Source organism: Rhizobium sp. 05N49 (assembly GCF_056396805.1).
In genome coordinates, this window is sequence record NZ_JBFTME010000015.1 from 83,028 (window position 1) to 97,723 (window position 14,696).

Genomic DNA, 14,696 nt, shown 5'->3' on the forward strand with positions numbered 1-14,696 from the left:
CCAGATGTCGCAGCTCGCGACACGAAACACGAAATCGAGGAGTGCTCTCATGACGACGATTGAAAAGGTTCTTTATACCGGCAAGACCCACACGACAGGCGGCCGTGACGGCTCTGCCCGCAGCAGCGACGCGCAGCTCGACGTGAAGCTTTCGCCTCCGGGCGGCGCCCATGCCGGCACCAATCCCGAACAGCTCTTTGCTGCCGGCTGGTCCGCCTGCTTCATCGGCGCGATGGGCCTTGCTGCCGGCAAGCGGAAGCTGAGGCTTCCCGCCGATACCGCTGTCGATGCGGAAGTCGATCTCGGAATGACGGGCGATGCCTATTTCCTGCAGGCTCGCCTCAACATCAGCCTGCCGGGTCTCGAGCCCGAGGTCGCTCGGGCGCTGGTCGAAGAGGCTCATCAGACCTGCCCCTATTCTAAGGCGACGCGCGGCAACATCAATGTCGAGCTGAACCTCGTCTAGGGTTACTGATAACAGAAGGCGCAGTCCGGCTGCGCCGATGGAGGCTTCGATGAAAAGGATCATCATCGTCATTCTGGGAGCAGCGGTTTTCGCAGCACCCTGCATTTATGACGTGTTCTCTGATGAGCCGTCTGCACTATACGGACTACTTGCTGCGACCTCGGGAATGTCTGGTTCCTTGTAGGCCGGTCTAAGTTCGATATCGCGGAAGGCAATGATCAAGGCACCGGCCGGTAGGCGGGTGCCTTTATTTTTATGCATGCTTGCGGTTCGACGCCGTCGCGTCGCGCCGGCAATTTCAATCTTGATTTTAATACGGTCGTACGTATTATAGCAGCCATGGCAAAGCACTCACACCGAAACACAATTCTTGAAGCGGGCCGCAAGGTCATGTTCCGCAAGGGTTACATTGGCGCAGGCGTTCGCGACATCGTTGCCGAGGCGGGCGTGCCGCAGGGCTCGTTTACCAACCACTTCCGTTCCAAAGAGGAATTCACGAAGGAGGTGCTCGATCTCTATTTTCAGGATCTTCAGTGTGCCATCGAGACGGCGCTGGGGGATGTGAGGCTGAGGCCACGCCAGCGCATCGAGAAATACCTCGATATCATCACCGGGCGTCTGGCCGCTGATGGTTTCCGCCGCGGCTGCCTCATCGGCGATCTCAGCCTGGAGGCGGCGCCGCAGAGCGAGATGCTGCGCACGCGGCTCGCGGAAATTTTTGGCGAATGGAGCGCGCCATTTACCGCTTGCATTGCCGAAGGACAGGCCTCCGGAGAGATCGATGATGCGATCGGTTCGGAAGATCTGGCCGAATTCCTCCTTGCTTCATGGGAAGGTGCGATCCTGCGCATGAAAGTATCGCGGGATGCCCAGCCCTTGGGGCGGTTCAAGAAGATCGTTTTTGCCACCGTGTTCAAGGATCACACCCATGAGACATGATATCAGTCTGCCGCGCGTCCCGGTGCTCGATTCCGAAATGGCATATCGCGAGGCCGGCAGGACGGACGGCCCCGTCGCCCTGTTTCTGCATGGCAATCCCACGTCGTCCTATATCTGGCGCAATATCATTCCGCTTGTCGCCGAGGCCGCTCATTGCATTGCCCCCGACCTGATCGGCTTCGGACAATCGGGCAAGCCGGACATTGCCTATCGCTTCGAGGATCATGCGCGTTACCTCGATGCGTTCATCGCGACGATGGGCATTAAGTCGGCCTATCTCGTCGCCCAGGATTGGGGAAGCGGGCTGGCACTCCATCTCGCCGCCCGCCGTCCCGACTTCGTTCGTGGCCTGGCCTTCATGGAGTTCATCCGGCCGATACCGACCTGGGACGAATTCCTGCAGAACAGTGCCGAGCGTGAGATATTTCGCAAGTTTCGCACGCCGGGAGAGGGCGAAGAACTCATCCTGAGGGAAAATATCTTCGTTGAAGGCGTGCTTCCCGGCGCAACCTCCCGCCAACTCAGCGAGGAGGAGATGGCCGTCTATCGAGCGCCGTTCCCCACACCGGCCTCGCGTCGGCCAACCTGGCGATTTCCGAATGAACTGCCGATTGCCGGTGAGCCGGCGGATGTCTATGCAAGCATGAAAAAAGCACATGAGGCTTTGGCGGCATCGACCTATCCGAAGCTCCTCTTTGCTGGAGATCCGGGTGCGCTCATTCCGTTGGCGGTTGCCGAGGATCTTGCGAGACGTCTGCACAATTGCCGGCTGGTGAAGCTGGGGTCTGGCCTGCACTATCTACAGGAGGACCACCCAGAAATCATCGGCGAGACCGTTGCCCAGTTTGTCGCCGAAATCGAGGCCGAAAGCCTCGTCGCCTGAGGACTGCCATAGCCTGCAGCGATTGGAGAACGAAGCACGATCTCCGGCTTCGTTCTCTTCTTTAGCTATATCGGCTAAACAGTTGCCTAATGTGCTCTTTTAGCCGGCCGAACGGTGCGTTGTTCGATCCGCCCCGCAATGGAGAAAATCAACACTTCTACATCGGCGTCGATCGTCGACCCATCCAGCAGCCGGACGACATCATCTATCCCCGATACCGGATGGCCGGCGATTGCAAGCAGATAGTCGCCTTCACGAAGGCCAGCTATCGCGGCAGGGCCACCATCTTCGACGCGGCGCAGGCGGACCGTTGTCCGTTGCGGAAGGCCGGCTTCAAGCGCAATGCGCCGATGCAGATCAACCGTATCGGCGGCGATACCGATATATCCGCGGCGGACCTCGCCGAAACGCAGGATTTCGGACACGACATGTTTGGCGGTGTTCGAGGCGACTGCAAAAGCGATGCTCTGTGCGCCCTGTATCACTGCGGTATTGACGCCGATGACCTCACCAGACGAAGAGACCAGCGGACCGCCGGAATTGCCGGGGTTAAGCGCCGCATCCGTCTGGATGATATCTTCCATCAGGCGACCGCTCGCGGCGCGCATCGAGCGTCCGAGGGCAGAAACGACGCCGGCAGTGACGGTCCATTCGAAGCCAAGCGGATTGCCGATGGCGACAGCAATATGCCCGCGCTTCAGTTTCTTCGAGTCGGCAAGCTGCGCCCAGGCGCCGGACCAGTCGTTGGCCCGGATCAATGCAAGGTCGGTATCTTCATCCCGGCCAAGCACCCGGCCCTCGACGACTGTACCGTCAGGTGTCTTGATGGTGACAGCTTTCGCATCGCCGACGACGTGATTGTTGGTAACGATGAGACCGTCGGGCGAGATGGCAAAGCCGGAACCATGCCCTGCTCGTCCGCCAATGCGCTCGATACGGCTGACCGCCGGACCGACCATGTCGACGGTATTCGACACCGTTTCGGAATAGGCATCCAGCAGCCCGGCGTCTGACGACGGCTGAATGTCACGATCAATGAATCCCATGAAATCTCCTCCGACGCGTGAGGCGTCGATGTTGAGGACCGGCAGCGACTGCTGATGGCAAAGGGCTGTCGTTCGACAGGTGAACAATGGAGATATCAGGTGAGATTGATGTGCCCGTCTTTCAAGAGCCGCGATTTCAGGACGCGGCAAGGTAAGAGGCCGCGACCCCGCAGGCGGCCAGCGCTGCCGCGCCGGCATCAAGGCCTCTGACCATGGCATCGATGTAGCCACCGGCAAAATAATCGCCCGCTCCTGTCGTGTCGCGTGCAGGAGGCGCTGGCGGCACCTCGATGATGATCGAACTTCGTTGACTGACGATCTCGATTGGTTGCATGCCACTCGTCAGCACGAGAGTTTCAAGTCGCGGCGCGGCGATTTCCGAAGCTGCCTGCCAGGCCGTTTGCGCTGTTCCCTTCACGTCCGAGCGCGAGGCGATCAAAACATTCGCGGGCCGGCGTTCGGCCGAGAGCGGATATTGCGAAACCACCACGTCGAAATCTTCCAATTGCCTGAGGGCAGCCGGGCTCATTACCCGTGCATTGAGATAGACAAGCGACGCATCGATCGGCGGTAAGTTATCTATGCCCGGTCGCCGCCGGCCCGCCGGCGCGATGATGGTGCGCTCGCCGTTGGGATCGACGAGGATATCGACGGGTGCTGTCTCCCCGGGTACAACATCGATGAAATCGGTGTTGAAACCGCGCTTTCCGAGATCCTTCAGATAGCTGCGTCCTCTATCGTCATCGCTAAGGCTGGTGACCAGAACCACCTCATGGCCGAGATCGAGCAGGGCCAGGCCGGTATGGAAGCCGCCGCCGCCGTAACGCTCCTCGATCGACTGGCAAGAGAGCCTCCCACCCGGCACGAGCGGCCGGTCGAGCCGCCAGATCCGGTCGACATTGGCATTGCCGACCACCATTATCCTTGCCATTCCAACTCCCTCGTCGCGATATTCCGGCCTTACCGGGCGCTGTCGTTCTTGCCGATGATCTTGCCGCGCAGCCATGCGGAGGAGAGATCGATAGCATATACGACGGCGACGATCAGGAAGATGATCGTCCAGGCCTCCGGCCAGCGATAGGCGGCAATGCGGTCCGCCAGCAGGAAGCCGATTCCCCCGGCGCCGACAATGCCGAGAATGGTGCCGGAGCGGGTGTTGGATTCGAAATTATAGAGCATGATCGACAGGATGACCGGCATCGCCTGAGGCATGATGGCAAGGCGGATGGTTTGCAGCGGCCCGCCGCCCGATGCCAGAACACCGTCGACAGGTTTGCGCGAGGTATTTTCGATCGCTTCTGAAAAGAGCTTGGCGAAAGTGCCGATTTCCGAAACGGCGATCGCGAAGACACCGGGAAGCGGGCCGAGGCCGAAGGCGCGGATGAAGATCAGCGCGAGCACGATCTGTTCGACGGCGCGCAATGCATCGAAGCCGCGGCGGGTCGATAGCCGCACCCAGCCGAGCGGCATGATGTTCTTCGCGCCGAGAAAGGCGAGCGGAAAAGCGGCGAGCGCGCCGAGCAGCGTTCCGAGGAACGCCATCGAAATCGTCTGGCCGAGGCCAACCAGAACGTCGCTCCATTCCTGCCAGGTCGTCCAGACGTAGGGCGGGAACATGAACGAGAAGATCGTGCCGAGCCGCGTCAGGCCGTTCAGGATGCGGGCTGGCGAAAAGTCGAAGAGATAGAGGCCTGCAAGCAAGGGCAGGACCAAGGCGGCAGCGCCTGCATAACGCATAAGCCGCACGCGCGGCGGCACCGTGAATGCATCTGGCACCCGCTGTCGCACTCCGGAAGAAGAAATGTCGATCATGTCAGATGCTCCGGCTTTCGATACCGATGATGCGGTGACGCAGCTTCTCGCTCAGGAAATCGATGACGACGACGGTGAGAAGGATGATGACGAATAGCGCCGAGAGATCGGTATATTCCTGAAGCGACATGGCGGTGCGGATTTCCTGGCCGAGACCGCCGGCACCGACATAGCCGATGATCGAGGAGGAGCGCACATTGATCTCGAAACGCAGCAGCGTGTAACTGATGATGTTCGGGATCACCTGCGGCACAACGCCATAACGCATCTGCTGGAACCAGGTGCCGCCGGAAGCCTTGACGTTCTCTAGCGGCCGCATGTCGATATTCTCGTTCACTTCAGAATAGAGCTTGCCGAGCGAGCCCGTCGCATGCGTGGCGATTGCCAGTACGCCTGCAAGCGGCCCGACGCCGAAGCAGAAGACGTAGATCAGTGCCCAGACGATATCGGGAACGGTGCGGATGACCTCCAGATAACGACGTGAAGCGATCAGCAGAAAGCCATTGGGGCTGAGGTTGCGGGCCGCCGGGAAACTCAGGATAAAGGCTCCGACGACTCCGAAAAACGTCGCCACATAGGCGATCAGGATCGTTTCCCCAAGCAGTTCCAGCCAGACCGGCCAGCGCCAGAACCATTCGGCAAGATCGGCGCCGAGCGTCTCGATGCGAAGGTGCGGCAGCGTCTTGTAGAGATATTCGCCGAGACGGGGCAGGGAGGCCCACAGTTTCCAGGTGGTGATGCGCTCGCCCGAGGGGAGGTTGACCTCGGTCATGTCGAAAAAGCCGCCCGTCCAGGCCGTCAGCAAGACGGCGGCGGCAAAAAGCGTCGCCGAAACAAGCTGGACGGTTTTGGCGCGGCTGCGGATGCGACGGTAGTCGGCCTCGAACCGGCGGATGGTGATGGAAGCGGATGCGATCGTCATGTCTGATCCCGGTCGTGGAAGCGCCGGAGGGCGCGGCGCTCCCGTTGCTTGGCGTGGATGGCGGATATCAGCCGTTGCGACGCTGCTTCTTCAGCCAGTCGCGCATGTCGACGATCCACTGGTAGCGCTGGTGGTCGACATCGACGTAACCCTTCGAGGTGGAGTTATCGCCGCCGCTCATTTCCTTGAAAGCCTCAGGCGCCTTTTCCGGCGTGGCCTTCACCACAGCCTTGACGTCAGCGATCATGTCGGCTGGCAGGTTGGTGCGGGTGGTGAAGGGACCGTTGGTAATCTCCGGCGACTGCCAGATGCGGCAGATCTCGCCCTTCGGGATCATACCCTTCGATTCCATACGCTGCGGGATGCCGCTGATGTCGTTGTTGACATAGGTTGCGGCCGCATCGAACTGCTTATTGGCGACGGCCATGACGCCGGTTTCGTGGGCGCCGGAGAAGGGGATTGCCGAGAAGAAGGTCTTCGGATCATAGCCCTGCTTGACGAGGTTGTAGTAGGGAACGGCATAGCCTGAGGTCGAATCCGGATCGGCGAAGGCGAGAACCTTGCCCTTGAGGTCCTCGACGGATTTATAGCCGGAATCGCAGCGAACGGTGATGACCGAATAGTAGCCGGTCGAGCCGTCCTGTTCCTGACCGGCGAGCAGCGGTTCAACGCCGCCGTTCGTTTCGGTATAGGCGGCGGCATAGGCCGAGGAGCCGAGGAACGCAAATTCGATCTGATCGGAAGCGAGCGCCTGGATGACACCGTCATAATTGCCGGCGGTGAAGATTTCGACCTTCACGCCGAGTTCCTTTTCCAGATACTGCTGGAAGCCCACGCGGCGTGCGATGCGGTCCTTTTCGTTCTCGCCCGAGAGAACGCCGAGGCGGATCGTCTTGTACTTGTCTTTCCAACCTTCAGCATGGGCCTGGCTGGAAAGGGCGAGCGCAGCCGTTACGGCCGCAAGCATGAGGACGTTTTTCATTCCAACTCTCCTGTTGCAAAAAAGCCGCGGCCTTGGGGCCACGGGCGAAACTCACACCGCCTGGTAGACCTTTTCCTTCGCGGTTCGACCTGTGTTGAATGAGGTGGACGTCACTGCCTCGTCGATCTCTGCATCGAAATCGTCGGTGCCGTAGATTTCGCGGACTCGTTCCTGGGTCAGGTCCGCTGGTGCGCCGTCGAAGCGCACCCGTCCGGCCCGCATGGCGATGATGCGTTCGCAATAGTTCCGGGCCGTATCGAGCGTATGAAGATTGACGAGAACGGTAATGCCGTCCTCTCGGTTGATCTTGCGCAGCGCCTCCATGACACGTGTCGCATTGGCCGGATCGAGCGACGCGATCGGCTCGTCGGCAAGCATGATCTTCGGCTTCTGGACCAACGCCTTGGCGATGGCGACACGCTGCTGTTGTCCGCCGGACAAGGTGCCGGCTCGCTGCAGCGCCTGCGGCACAAGATCGAGCCGGTCGAGCGCACTGATCGCCATTTCCTTTTCTTCATCCGTGAAGYGGCGCAGCATCGATGAGAGGAAGCCGTGTTGGGCAACGCGGCCAATCAGCACGTTGGTCAGCACATCCATGCGCTCGACCAGATTGAACTGCTGGAACACCATCGCGCAGGATGCGCGCCACAGACGCAACTCGCGGCCGCGCAGCTTGGTGATATCCTTGCCCTCGAACATGATCGTACCGGATGTCGGGTCGAGCAGACGATTGATCAGCCGGAGCAATGTCGATTTCCCGGCGCCGCTGCGCCCGATAATGCCGACCATCTGTCCGGCATCGATCGACAGATTTACATCGTCGACCGCCTGTGTTTGACCGAATTTCTTCTTGAGGGAATGAAGTTCAAGCACCGGAAGGTCTCCGCTTGCCAGAAACGTCAAAGACGAAACTGAATTATATTTAATTTCAACCTATGAAACTAAATATAGCATTTCAGTGTGACGGTTTTATTAAGTAATTATCCAATAATTACGAGTATTTATGCGGATTTTATCAAGCAATACATCCGGAATTTCCGGATGTATTTTGTGAGAAATGAAGCTATCCGCTGTCGGAGGCGGCGGCCTTATCAGGCAGCCTGTTGGAATCGCAAAACAATTCCGTCGGAATAGACCTGCCTGCCTTTGGAGAAGGTGGCGCGCACACGCGGCAGGCGGCCGCGTTCGGCGATCACCAGATCGGCACGCAGCCCGGTCTCGATCGCGCCGCGATCCTCGAGGCCGAGTGCACGGGCCGGATTGGCGCTGACGAGGGCAACGGAAGCGGGCAGTCCGCCGGCTCCGGCCTCTGCCAGTGCGATTACCGCCGGCAGCATGGCCGAGGGGTGATAATCGCTGGCAAGAATATCAAGAATGCCGCGTTCATAGGCTTCGCGGGCCGAGAGATTGCCGGAGTAGGAAAGGCCGCGAAGAGCATTCGGCGCGCCCATTGCGGTTGCCAGCCCGAACTTGCGCGCTTCCTGCGCGGCTGCCATCGTCACCGGAAACTCGCTGATGCGCGCGCCCAGTCCCTCGACGATAGCCACCTTTTCGATACTGTCGTCATCGTGGGAGGCGATGATGACGCCATGGTCGCGCGCCGTGGCGGCGATCCCCTGCAGATTGTCGACCGCATCGCCGTTCTGGGCGCGGTTTTCCATGCGTTGCTGAACACGCTGGGCAGCCTGTTCGAGGGTGATCTTGTTGTTGCGCGCAATCGTTTCGATGTGACGTTCGAMATCGCGGTATTGGCCCTGGCCCGGCGTGTGATCCATCAGCGAGACGAGATCGAGGGCGCCGGCGCGCAGCAGATCTTCAATGACGGCGCGGGCATGGGTGAAGGTGATTTCGAAGCGCGCATGAACCCTGTGATCGATCAGGAGATCGTTCTTCCTAAGTTCGACCAAGGTCTGGATGATCGAGCGCGAATGTTCTTCCGAGCGGATGTGGCCGTAGCTGCTGTTGGCGTGGAAGGAAAGCGCGGCATAGGCTGTGGTGATACCATTGCCGGCGAGCTTCTTGTCGAGTTCGAAAATGCCGAGTTCCAGGGGAAAGCGCACATTCGGGCGCGGCTCGATTTCGCGCTCGATCATGTCGCCATGCATATCGATGAAGCCGGGAAGCAGAAGCCTGCCGTCGCCGGAAATATCGGCTGCGGCCACTGGTTCTTCGCTGATCTCTGCGATGATACCGTCTTCGATCCTGACTGCGCCGCGCGGTATGACCCTATCGCGCAGCACGATTTCGAAATCACTCAGCCACATCTTCTGCTCCATCCTGGATCTGTCGTGTTTGAAGGCTGATTTCGCGGTCGATGAGATCCGCGACATCGTCGGGGTGGTGAAAGACGCCGATCATTGCGACGCCAGCGGCTTTCAGCTCGGCGAGGCGGGCAACGAGTGCGCGACGCGCATTCTTGTCGAGCGAGGCGGTTGGCTCGTCGAGAAAGAGAAGTCGTTGCGGGAGGATGAGCGCGCGAGCCAGGTTGACCTTCTGCTGCTCGCCGCCGGAGAAGGTTGACGGATAGGCGGCCCAGAGCCCTCGCTTCACGCCGAAGGCGGAGAGCCACCGGCGGGCCTCTTCGATCGCCTCGTCGTACGGCCGGCCGGCGAGGCGCAGCGGTTCGGCGACCAGTTCTTCGGCCGCCACGCGCGGGCGGGCCTGCAGGAATTGCGTCACGAAGCCGATCTCGCGCTTGCGCAACAGGGCTATATCTACGTCGGCTGCGACGGTCRGGTCGATGACGCCTTCGCGCGTGTGATAATAGGCATGGCCCGCGCGCGGTACGTAGGAGCGGTAAAGCGTGCGCAGCAAAGTCGATTTGCCGGCGCCGTTTTCGCCCGTCAACAGGATGAATTCACCCTCGCGCAGTTCGAAATCGACCTTGTCGAAGGCGTGAAGCGTCCGCTTTAGGTGATGCATTTCGAAATGCTTGGCGAGACCCTGGACGGAGAGGATCATTTGCCCGGAAGCGGATGGATGTGTGTGCATGTTCATCTGATGCCTCTCCCGTCAAAGCTTCGCATGCACGAGCTGCTGAGTATATTCATGCTGCGGGTCCTGGAAGATCTGGTCGGCGAGACCCTCTTCGACGGCTTCGCCGTTGCGCATCACCATGACCCGGTCTGCCATGGTGCGGATAACACCGAGATCATGCGAAACGATGACGATAGTGATGCGGCGTTCGCGCTGCAGCCGCTTCAGCGTGTCGAGCACTAGAGCCTGGACGCTGACATCGAGCCCGGTCGTCGGCTCATCAAGCAGGAGCAGGGCGGGCTCGAGTGCGATTGCCTTGGCCAACTGCACACGCTGCTGCATGCCGCCGGAAAGCTCGGCCGGACGGGCATCCATGCGCGCGACCGGAAACTCCGAGGCGTCGAGGGCACCTTTGGCGCGGGCGCGAAGCGTCGCGAAATTCCGCTCACCGGCAATGAGCAGCCGCTCGGCGACATTGCCGCTGCTTGTATGGTTCATCCGAAGGCCGAGATGCGGGTTCTGGTAGACGATGCCGATATGGCGCGCCCGCAGCATGCGCCGCTCGAACCGGTCGAGCGTGAAGAGATTGAGATCCTCTCGGCCGGGCAGCGCCAGCCGGTATTCGCCTTCGTCCGGCCGGTCTTCGAGGTTCATCATCCTGAGCAGCGTCGATTTGCCGGAACCGGATTCGCCGACGATGCCGAGTACTTCGCCGGGATAGACGGTAACATCGACGCCGCGCAGCGCCTGCACGTCACCGAAGCTCTTGCGGATGCCGTTCATCGTCAGGATGGGAGAGGACAGCATCAGCCGCGGCGGCTGGCGCCCTGAGGTGGACGGACTGGGGGCGGAAAGATTTACGGCGCTCATTGCTCGATCCTGCCCTGCTTGTAATAGGTTTCGCCGACGGCGACGGCTTCACCATCCCGCTTGCGGATATGCTTGACGCCGTACTGGCTGTCGGAGACCTCGAAGGTGGAGGCACCATCGTCCTGCGGCACTTCGTTCATAAAGTAGCCTGTTACGCCGCTGCGGTGACAAATCTTGTCAGCATGGTCCTCGACCCGATAAGGCACGTCGTCGAAGACAAGCGGTTCGACGCGCGTATAGGGCGGCACGGCATGGATGCGCTTTTCGCGGCCGGCCGAAAGGATGGTGAGGTTTGCCGCCTGGTTCATCTTCGGCACATCCCAGCGCGGGATCGGAGACGGCGTCATCACGTGCCGGCCATTGACCATGCTCGGGTAGCTCGATCCCTGCATGATGCGGCCGGACCGGACCAGTTGCTCGTAAAGCGTAAGCCAAAGCTGGCCATAGTCGGCGTCGCCATGCATGATGCGCGCTTCCGACATGTCCGGCTGGACGGGCCGCAGCGGCTCGGGATTGGGAACCTGCAGCACGAGGATCTGATCCTCGCGCAGCTTCTCTTCGGGAATGCGGTGGCGCGACTGGATGATGTCGGCTTCCAGCGTATCCAGCGTCTCCCGGGCTGAGCTGACACGGCGCAGGAATTTGCGAATGCTGCTGGCATTGACGGAATCGTCGGCGCCCTGGTCGATGACCTTGACGACGGAGGTGGGCTTCAGAAGCGTCAGCGTAACCTGCAGGCCGCCGGTTCCCCAGCCACGGGCGATCGGGACTTCGCGGCTGGCATAGGGAACCTGATAGCCGGGAATGGCGATGGCCTTGAGGATGCGGCGGCGCATCTCGCGCTTGGCGGATTCATCGAGGAAGCCATAGCTGAAGGCCTCCCAGGGTTTGGTCAGTTGATCGAGTTTCACAGCATTGCCTCTTCGAGTTCGGCTTGCTTTGCCGCGCCCTCGGGCGCGCCTGTTGTATTGGCTGCCTTATCCGCCTTCACGCGCCGGATGGCGTCGAGGCTCGACTGGAAGGTCACGTAATGTGGCAGCTTGAAGTGAATGCAGAAGCCCGAGCTTTCGACCGGTTCCGTATGGTAGAGGATGAATTCCTCGTTCGAGGCCGGATGCGGATTGGGCTGGTTGGAAGCAAGATCGAGCGAGGCGGCGGCGATCACTTTGACCTCATTCCAGCCGAAGGTGGCGGAAAAGCCGAGCTCCAGCCCCTTGCTCTTGGAGATGACCTCGCTCTGGCTGACGCGCACGCGTCCGGCGCTGAAGAGCGTGCCGCGCGGATGGCGGATACGGACCTCGGCCTCGCCGAGCCTGAGCTCGTTGACGGTCGGATGCACGCTGCCGTAACCGCGCATGGTCGAATAGCCGAGCGCCAATGTGCCGCCGGTATCCGCACGCGCCAGACTCTGCAGCTTATGGGCCCGGCTTGCTGGAAAGAGCAGCGGTTCGCGCGTCACATCGGGGATCTCGTCAAGCGGCACATCCTCGGTCGGCGTTTCGGCGATCAAGCCCTGTGCCTTCTGCCAATCAGTCAGCGAAGGCTGCGTGGCGGGTGCCGGCTTGTCTGCAGATTCCACAGGTTCGGGAATGAAAGTCGCGCCATTCAAGACGTCGACATTCAGCAGCCGGTGCGAGTAGTCGAGCGTCGGACCGAGGATCTGGCCGCCAGGAATATCCTTGAAAGCCGCCGAAATACGCCTGACGGTGAAAAGATCCTGCTGACGAACCGGCTCGGCGATCGTCAGGCGTGGTTGCGTCGTGCGATAGGCACGCAGCAAGAGCACGGCCTCGTAGAGGTCGCCGCCGGACTGGGCGAGCGCAAGTGCTGCAAGTTCAGGCGCGTAGAGCGATGCCTCGCCCATGACACGGTCGACCAGATAGGGCAGGCTTCCGCCGATCGCGTCGACGCGGGCCTTGTCGATCCGTCCAAGCTCCTCGCGGTAAAGCCGTTCTGATTGTTCAATGGCGTGTTCGCCGCCACGTGTTGCAACATAGGCCATCAGAGCACCTCGATCTTCGTGGAGCGGGGAATGCCGATCAGGCTTGCGCCGTCTGCGAGGTAAATGTCCCAGCCAAGTGGATAACGGATGGCCTCGGCGCGCAGCGCCCAGAAATCCGGATGAACGCCACCGATGGCGATATCGATCGCACCATTGACGCCCGGGCCGGCGAGGCGAAGCTTCGTTCCCGAGCCGATCTCAGCCTCCGCAAAAATCGTCGCCGAGGCATCAGGATAGAGCAGATTGCCGCTCAGCATCGCCGATAGTGCGGAAACTTCTGCACGGTCGCCGATTGATGCGAAGACATATTCTGCCTCCGGTAGGGCAACGGCATTCGCGCCTGTCCTGGCAATGTCGGCCTTCAGCCCTTCATCGGAGCAGAAGAAGCTGCATTCACGGTCGAGCAGGCTTTCCGCCAGCGCGAGCAAGCCGGGAAAAGGCAGGGGCTGGACACGGCCGGGGCGAGCGAGCGCCCACATCAACGCATCGAATGTTGCATTGGTGCGCATGTCTTCAACGGTTGGAAGGAGCAAAGTCTGGTTCATCAGAAGGTCTCCATCCGCACGCGCGTCGCCTCGACCTTGCGCAGTCTGATATCGTCGTCCTGTGTCTGACGCCTCTGTTCGCTCGTCAGGAAATTCACGATGCCGGCCTTGCCGATATCACTGGCGAAGCTCGCATCGATGACGGCCATTGCCATGGCATGTTCGAGATCGCGTCCGATGATCGCGCCATAGCCTTCCACATCCCGGTCCGGCAGGCGAATATGGGCTTCGGCCATGAGCACCTCACCGAGATGGAAGGCCGTGTTTTGCACTGTGTCTGTATAGGGCAGCATCGCAAGGCCGGTGCGGTTCACGAGAACCTCCACTGGCCCGAGTTCATCGAGCAAATCCTCTGCTACGGCTTTGATTCCCTCGGCATCGGCCCTCGCAAGTATGTCGAGCATGCTTGCATGGCTGAAGCTGGCAGGGGGCGCGCCGGCTTCCATTGTGTCATTCATCGTCCTGTCCTTTCGCCGTGGTCGCGACGCGATCCTCCGGCTCGTTGTCAATGCTGAATTGAACGCGTTCTCCGGCCCAGACCGTCTCGGAATAGGCGATCGGCCGGCCTTCCATGTCTACGTCGGTCTTCTGGACGAGGAGCACCGGCTGCTGCGGCGATTGGGCGAGAAGCTGCGCTTCATCAACGATCGCCCGGCGGGTGAGGATCACGGYGCTCTGCCGGACATAGTCAGGAATTCCAAAGGCAGCGTAGATGGTCGTGACCGATTCACCCGCGCGGCGGCGCAGATGCATATTCGGGAAACGCTCCACCGGATGGTAAGAATGGCTGAGACTGATCGGCACGTCGTCGGCAAAGCCGCGACGGGCGATCATGTAGACCTTTGCGCCCTCGGGAAGCTTCAACGCCGCGGCGACGCCAGGTGGCGCTGCGATCTCAGCTTCGGAGACCGGTTGACCCGAAGGGATGCGCCCCTGTTCCAGCAGGTTTTTGCGGAAGCGTGTTCGCCGGGCGATATTGTAGGTGATGACGGAGTGCTCTTCGACGAAAGTGCCGCGTCCCTGCTCGACCCGCACCTTGCCGGCAGATGCCAGTTCGGCAATCGCCCGCCTCACGCTGTGGCGACCGACCTTGAACTGATCCATGATCTCGGTTTCCGTGGGCAGGCGGCTACCAGGCGCGAGTGCGCCCGAAGCGATATCCCGACTGATCTGTTTCTCGAGGATCTGCCACTGGCCGGACCGGGATCTTGCTTCGATCGAATGTTCTTCGCTTGTCATTCGGATGAATCCAA

17 protein-coding genes are annotated in these 14,696 nt (G+C 60.6%); 3 read left to right on the plus strand and 14 right to left on the minus strand.

Features of this window, described 5'->3' with window-relative positions; translation table 11 throughout:
• The first annotated feature begins 49 nt into the window (after window positions 1-49).
• From AC1DF8_RS25830 to AC1DF8_RS25840, 3 genes are all read left to right on the plus strand, one after another.
• Complete coding sequence (locus AC1DF8_RS25830; RefSeq protein ID WP_113212970.1) at window positions 50-466, plus strand: organic hydroperoxide resistance protein; 417 nt, start codon at window positions 50-52, stop codon at window positions 464-466.
• 339 nt (window positions 467-805) lie between these two features.
• The gene (locus tag AC1DF8_RS25835) at window positions 806-1,405 is read left to right on the plus strand and encodes a TetR/AcrR family transcriptional regulator (protein ID WP_478155551.1); all 600 of its coding nucleotides are present in this window, start codon (window positions 806-808) and stop codon (window positions 1,403-1,405) included.
• Window positions 1,395-2,288: a haloalkane dehalogenase gene (locus tag AC1DF8_RS25840; protein WP_478155552.1), complete on the plus strand. Its 894-nt coding sequence runs from the start codon at window positions 1,395-1,397 to the stop codon at window positions 2,286-2,288. Before AC1DF8_RS25835 ends, AC1DF8_RS25840 begins: the two co-directional genes overlap by 11 nt.
• An 86-nt stretch (window positions 2,289-2,374) precedes the next feature.
• Here the strand turns inward: AC1DF8_RS25840 and AC1DF8_RS25845 are convergent, their stop codons facing one another.
• From AC1DF8_RS25845 to phnF, 14 genes are all read right to left on the minus strand, one after another.
• Entirely contained in the window at window positions 2,375-3,334 is a 960-nt protein-coding gene (locus tag AC1DF8_RS25845) for a S1C family serine protease (protein ID WP_478155553.1), read from the minus strand.
• 136 nt (window positions 3,335-3,470) lie between these two features.
• A complete protein-coding gene (locus AC1DF8_RS25850) occupies window positions 3,471-4,265 on the minus strand; it encodes a PfkB family carbohydrate kinase (protein ID WP_112542324.1) in 795 nt (264 codons plus the stop codon).
• A 29-nt stretch (window positions 4,266-4,294) separates the two neighbouring features.
• Window positions 4,295-5,146 carry a phosphonate ABC transporter, permease protein PhnE gene (gene phnE / locus AC1DF8_RS25855; RefSeq protein ID WP_113117699.1) on the minus strand — a complete coding sequence of 284 codons (852 nt, stop codon included), beginning with the start codon at window positions 5,144-5,146 and terminating at the stop codon, window positions 4,295-4,297.
• 1 nt (window position 5,147) lies between these two features.
• The gene (gene phnE, locus AC1DF8_RS25860; RefSeq protein WP_478155554.1) at window positions 5,148-6,068 is read right to left on the minus strand and encodes a phosphonate ABC transporter, permease protein PhnE; all 921 of its coding nucleotides are present in this window, start codon (window positions 6,066-6,068) and stop codon (window positions 5,148-5,150) included.
• 67 nt (window positions 6,069-6,135) lie between these two features.
• A complete protein-coding gene (gene phnD, locus AC1DF8_RS25865) occupies window positions 6,136-7,050 on the minus strand; it encodes a phosphonate ABC transporter substrate-binding protein (RefSeq protein ID WP_183880367.1) in 915 nt (304 codons plus the stop codon).
• Between the two features lie 51 nt (window positions 7,051-7,101).
• Entirely contained in the window at window positions 7,102-7,923 is an 822-nt protein-coding gene (gene phnC, locus AC1DF8_RS25870) for a phosphonate ABC transporter ATP-binding protein (protein WP_478155555.1), read from the minus strand.
• 218 nt (window positions 7,924-8,141) lie between these two features.
• A complete protein-coding gene (locus tag AC1DF8_RS25875) occupies window positions 8,142-9,314 on the minus strand; it encodes an alpha-D-ribose 1-methylphosphonate 5-triphosphate diphosphatase (RefSeq protein WP_478155556.1) in 1,173 nt (390 codons plus the stop codon).
• Window positions 9,301-10,047, minus strand: coding sequence for a phosphonate C-P lyase system protein PhnL (locus tag AC1DF8_RS25880; RefSeq protein WP_478155557.1), 747 nt, complete (start codon window positions 10,045-10,047; stop codon window positions 9,301-9,303). Before AC1DF8_RS25880 ends, AC1DF8_RS25875 begins: the two co-directional genes overlap by 14 nt.
• Window positions 10,048-10,062: 15 nt before the next feature.
• Window positions 10,063-10,896, minus strand: a complete 834-nt coding sequence (locus AC1DF8_RS25885; RefSeq protein WP_112542319.1) for an ATP-binding cassette domain-containing protein — start codon at window positions 10,894-10,896, stop codon at window positions 10,063-10,065.
• Window positions 10,893-11,807, minus strand: a complete 915-nt coding sequence (locus AC1DF8_RS25890; protein WP_478155558.1) for an alpha-D-ribose 1-methylphosphonate 5-phosphate C-P-lyase PhnJ — start codon at window positions 11,805-11,807, stop codon at window positions 10,893-10,895. Before AC1DF8_RS25890 ends, AC1DF8_RS25885 begins: the two co-directional genes overlap by 4 nt.
• Entirely contained in the window at window positions 11,804-12,898 is a 1,095-nt protein-coding gene (locus AC1DF8_RS25895; RefSeq protein ID WP_478155559.1) for a carbon-phosphorus lyase complex subunit PhnI, read from the minus strand. Before AC1DF8_RS25895 ends, AC1DF8_RS25890 begins: the two co-directional genes overlap by 4 nt.
• Entirely contained in the window at window positions 12,898-13,443 is a 546-nt protein-coding gene (phnH, locus tag AC1DF8_RS25900) for a phosphonate C-P lyase system protein PhnH (protein ID WP_478155560.1), read from the minus strand. The genes AC1DF8_RS25895 and phnH overlap by 1 nt, the downstream gene beginning before the upstream one ends.
• Window positions 13,443-13,901: a phosphonate C-P lyase system protein PhnG gene (locus AC1DF8_RS25905; RefSeq protein WP_112542315.1), complete on the minus strand. Its 459-nt coding sequence runs from the start codon at window positions 13,899-13,901 to the stop codon at window positions 13,443-13,445. The genes phnH and AC1DF8_RS25905 overlap by 1 nt, the downstream gene beginning before the upstream one ends.
• Window positions 13,894-14,682 carry a phosphonate metabolism transcriptional regulator PhnF gene (gene phnF / locus AC1DF8_RS25910; protein WP_478155561.1) on the minus strand — a complete coding sequence of 263 codons (789 nt, stop codon included), beginning with the start codon at window positions 14,680-14,682 and terminating at the stop codon, window positions 13,894-13,896. Before phnF ends, AC1DF8_RS25905 begins: the two co-directional genes overlap by 8 nt.
• Window positions 14,683-14,696 lie beyond the last annotated feature (14 nt).

Bases quoted from the DNA above. Each gene is read 5' to 3' on its own strand.
- phnE (WP_113117699.1), bottom strand. From the start codon at position 5,146: ATGATCGACATTTCTTCTTCCGGAGTGCGACAGCGGGTGCCAGATGCA.
- phnH (WP_478155560.1), bottom strand. From the start codon at position 13,443: ATGAACCAGACTTTGCTCCTTCCAACCGTTGAAGACATGCGCACCAAT.
- AC1DF8_RS25830 (WP_113212970.1), top strand. From the start codon at position 50: ATGACGACGATTGAAAAGGTTCTTTATACCGGCAAGACCCACACGACA.
- phnE (WP_478155554.1), bottom strand. From the start codon at position 6,068: ATGACGATCGCATCCGCTTCCATCACCATCCGCCGGTTCGAGGCCGAC.
- AC1DF8_RS25895 (WP_478155559.1), bottom strand. From the start codon at position 12,898: ATGGCCTATGTTGCAACACGTGGCGGCGAACACGCCATTGAACAATCA.
- AC1DF8_RS25845 (WP_478155553.1), bottom strand. From the start codon at position 3,334: ATGGGATTCATTGATCGTGACATTCAGCCGTCGTCAGACGCCGGGCTG.
- AC1DF8_RS25905 (WP_112542315.1), bottom strand. From the start codon at position 13,901: ATGAATGACACAATGGAAGCCGGCGCGCCCCCTGCCAGCTTCAGCCAT.
- AC1DF8_RS25850 (WP_112542324.1), bottom strand. From the start codon at position 4,265: ATGGCAAGGATAATGGTGGTCGGCAATGCCAATGTCGACCGGATCTGG.
- AC1DF8_RS25835 (WP_478155551.1), top strand. From the start codon at position 806: ATGGCAAAGCACTCACACCGAAACACAATTCTTGAAGCGGGCCGCAAG.
- AC1DF8_RS25885 (WP_112542319.1), bottom strand. From the start codon at position 10,896: ATGAGCGCCGTAAATCTTTCCGCCCCCAGTCCGTCCACCTCAGGGCGC.
- phnD (WP_183880367.1), bottom strand. From the start codon at position 7,050: ATGAAAAACGTCCTCATGCTTGCGGCCGTAACGGCTGCGCTCGCCCTT.
- AC1DF8_RS25840 (WP_478155552.1), top strand. From the start codon at position 1,395: ATGAGACATGATATCAGTCTGCCGCGCGTCCCGGTGCTCGATTCCGAA.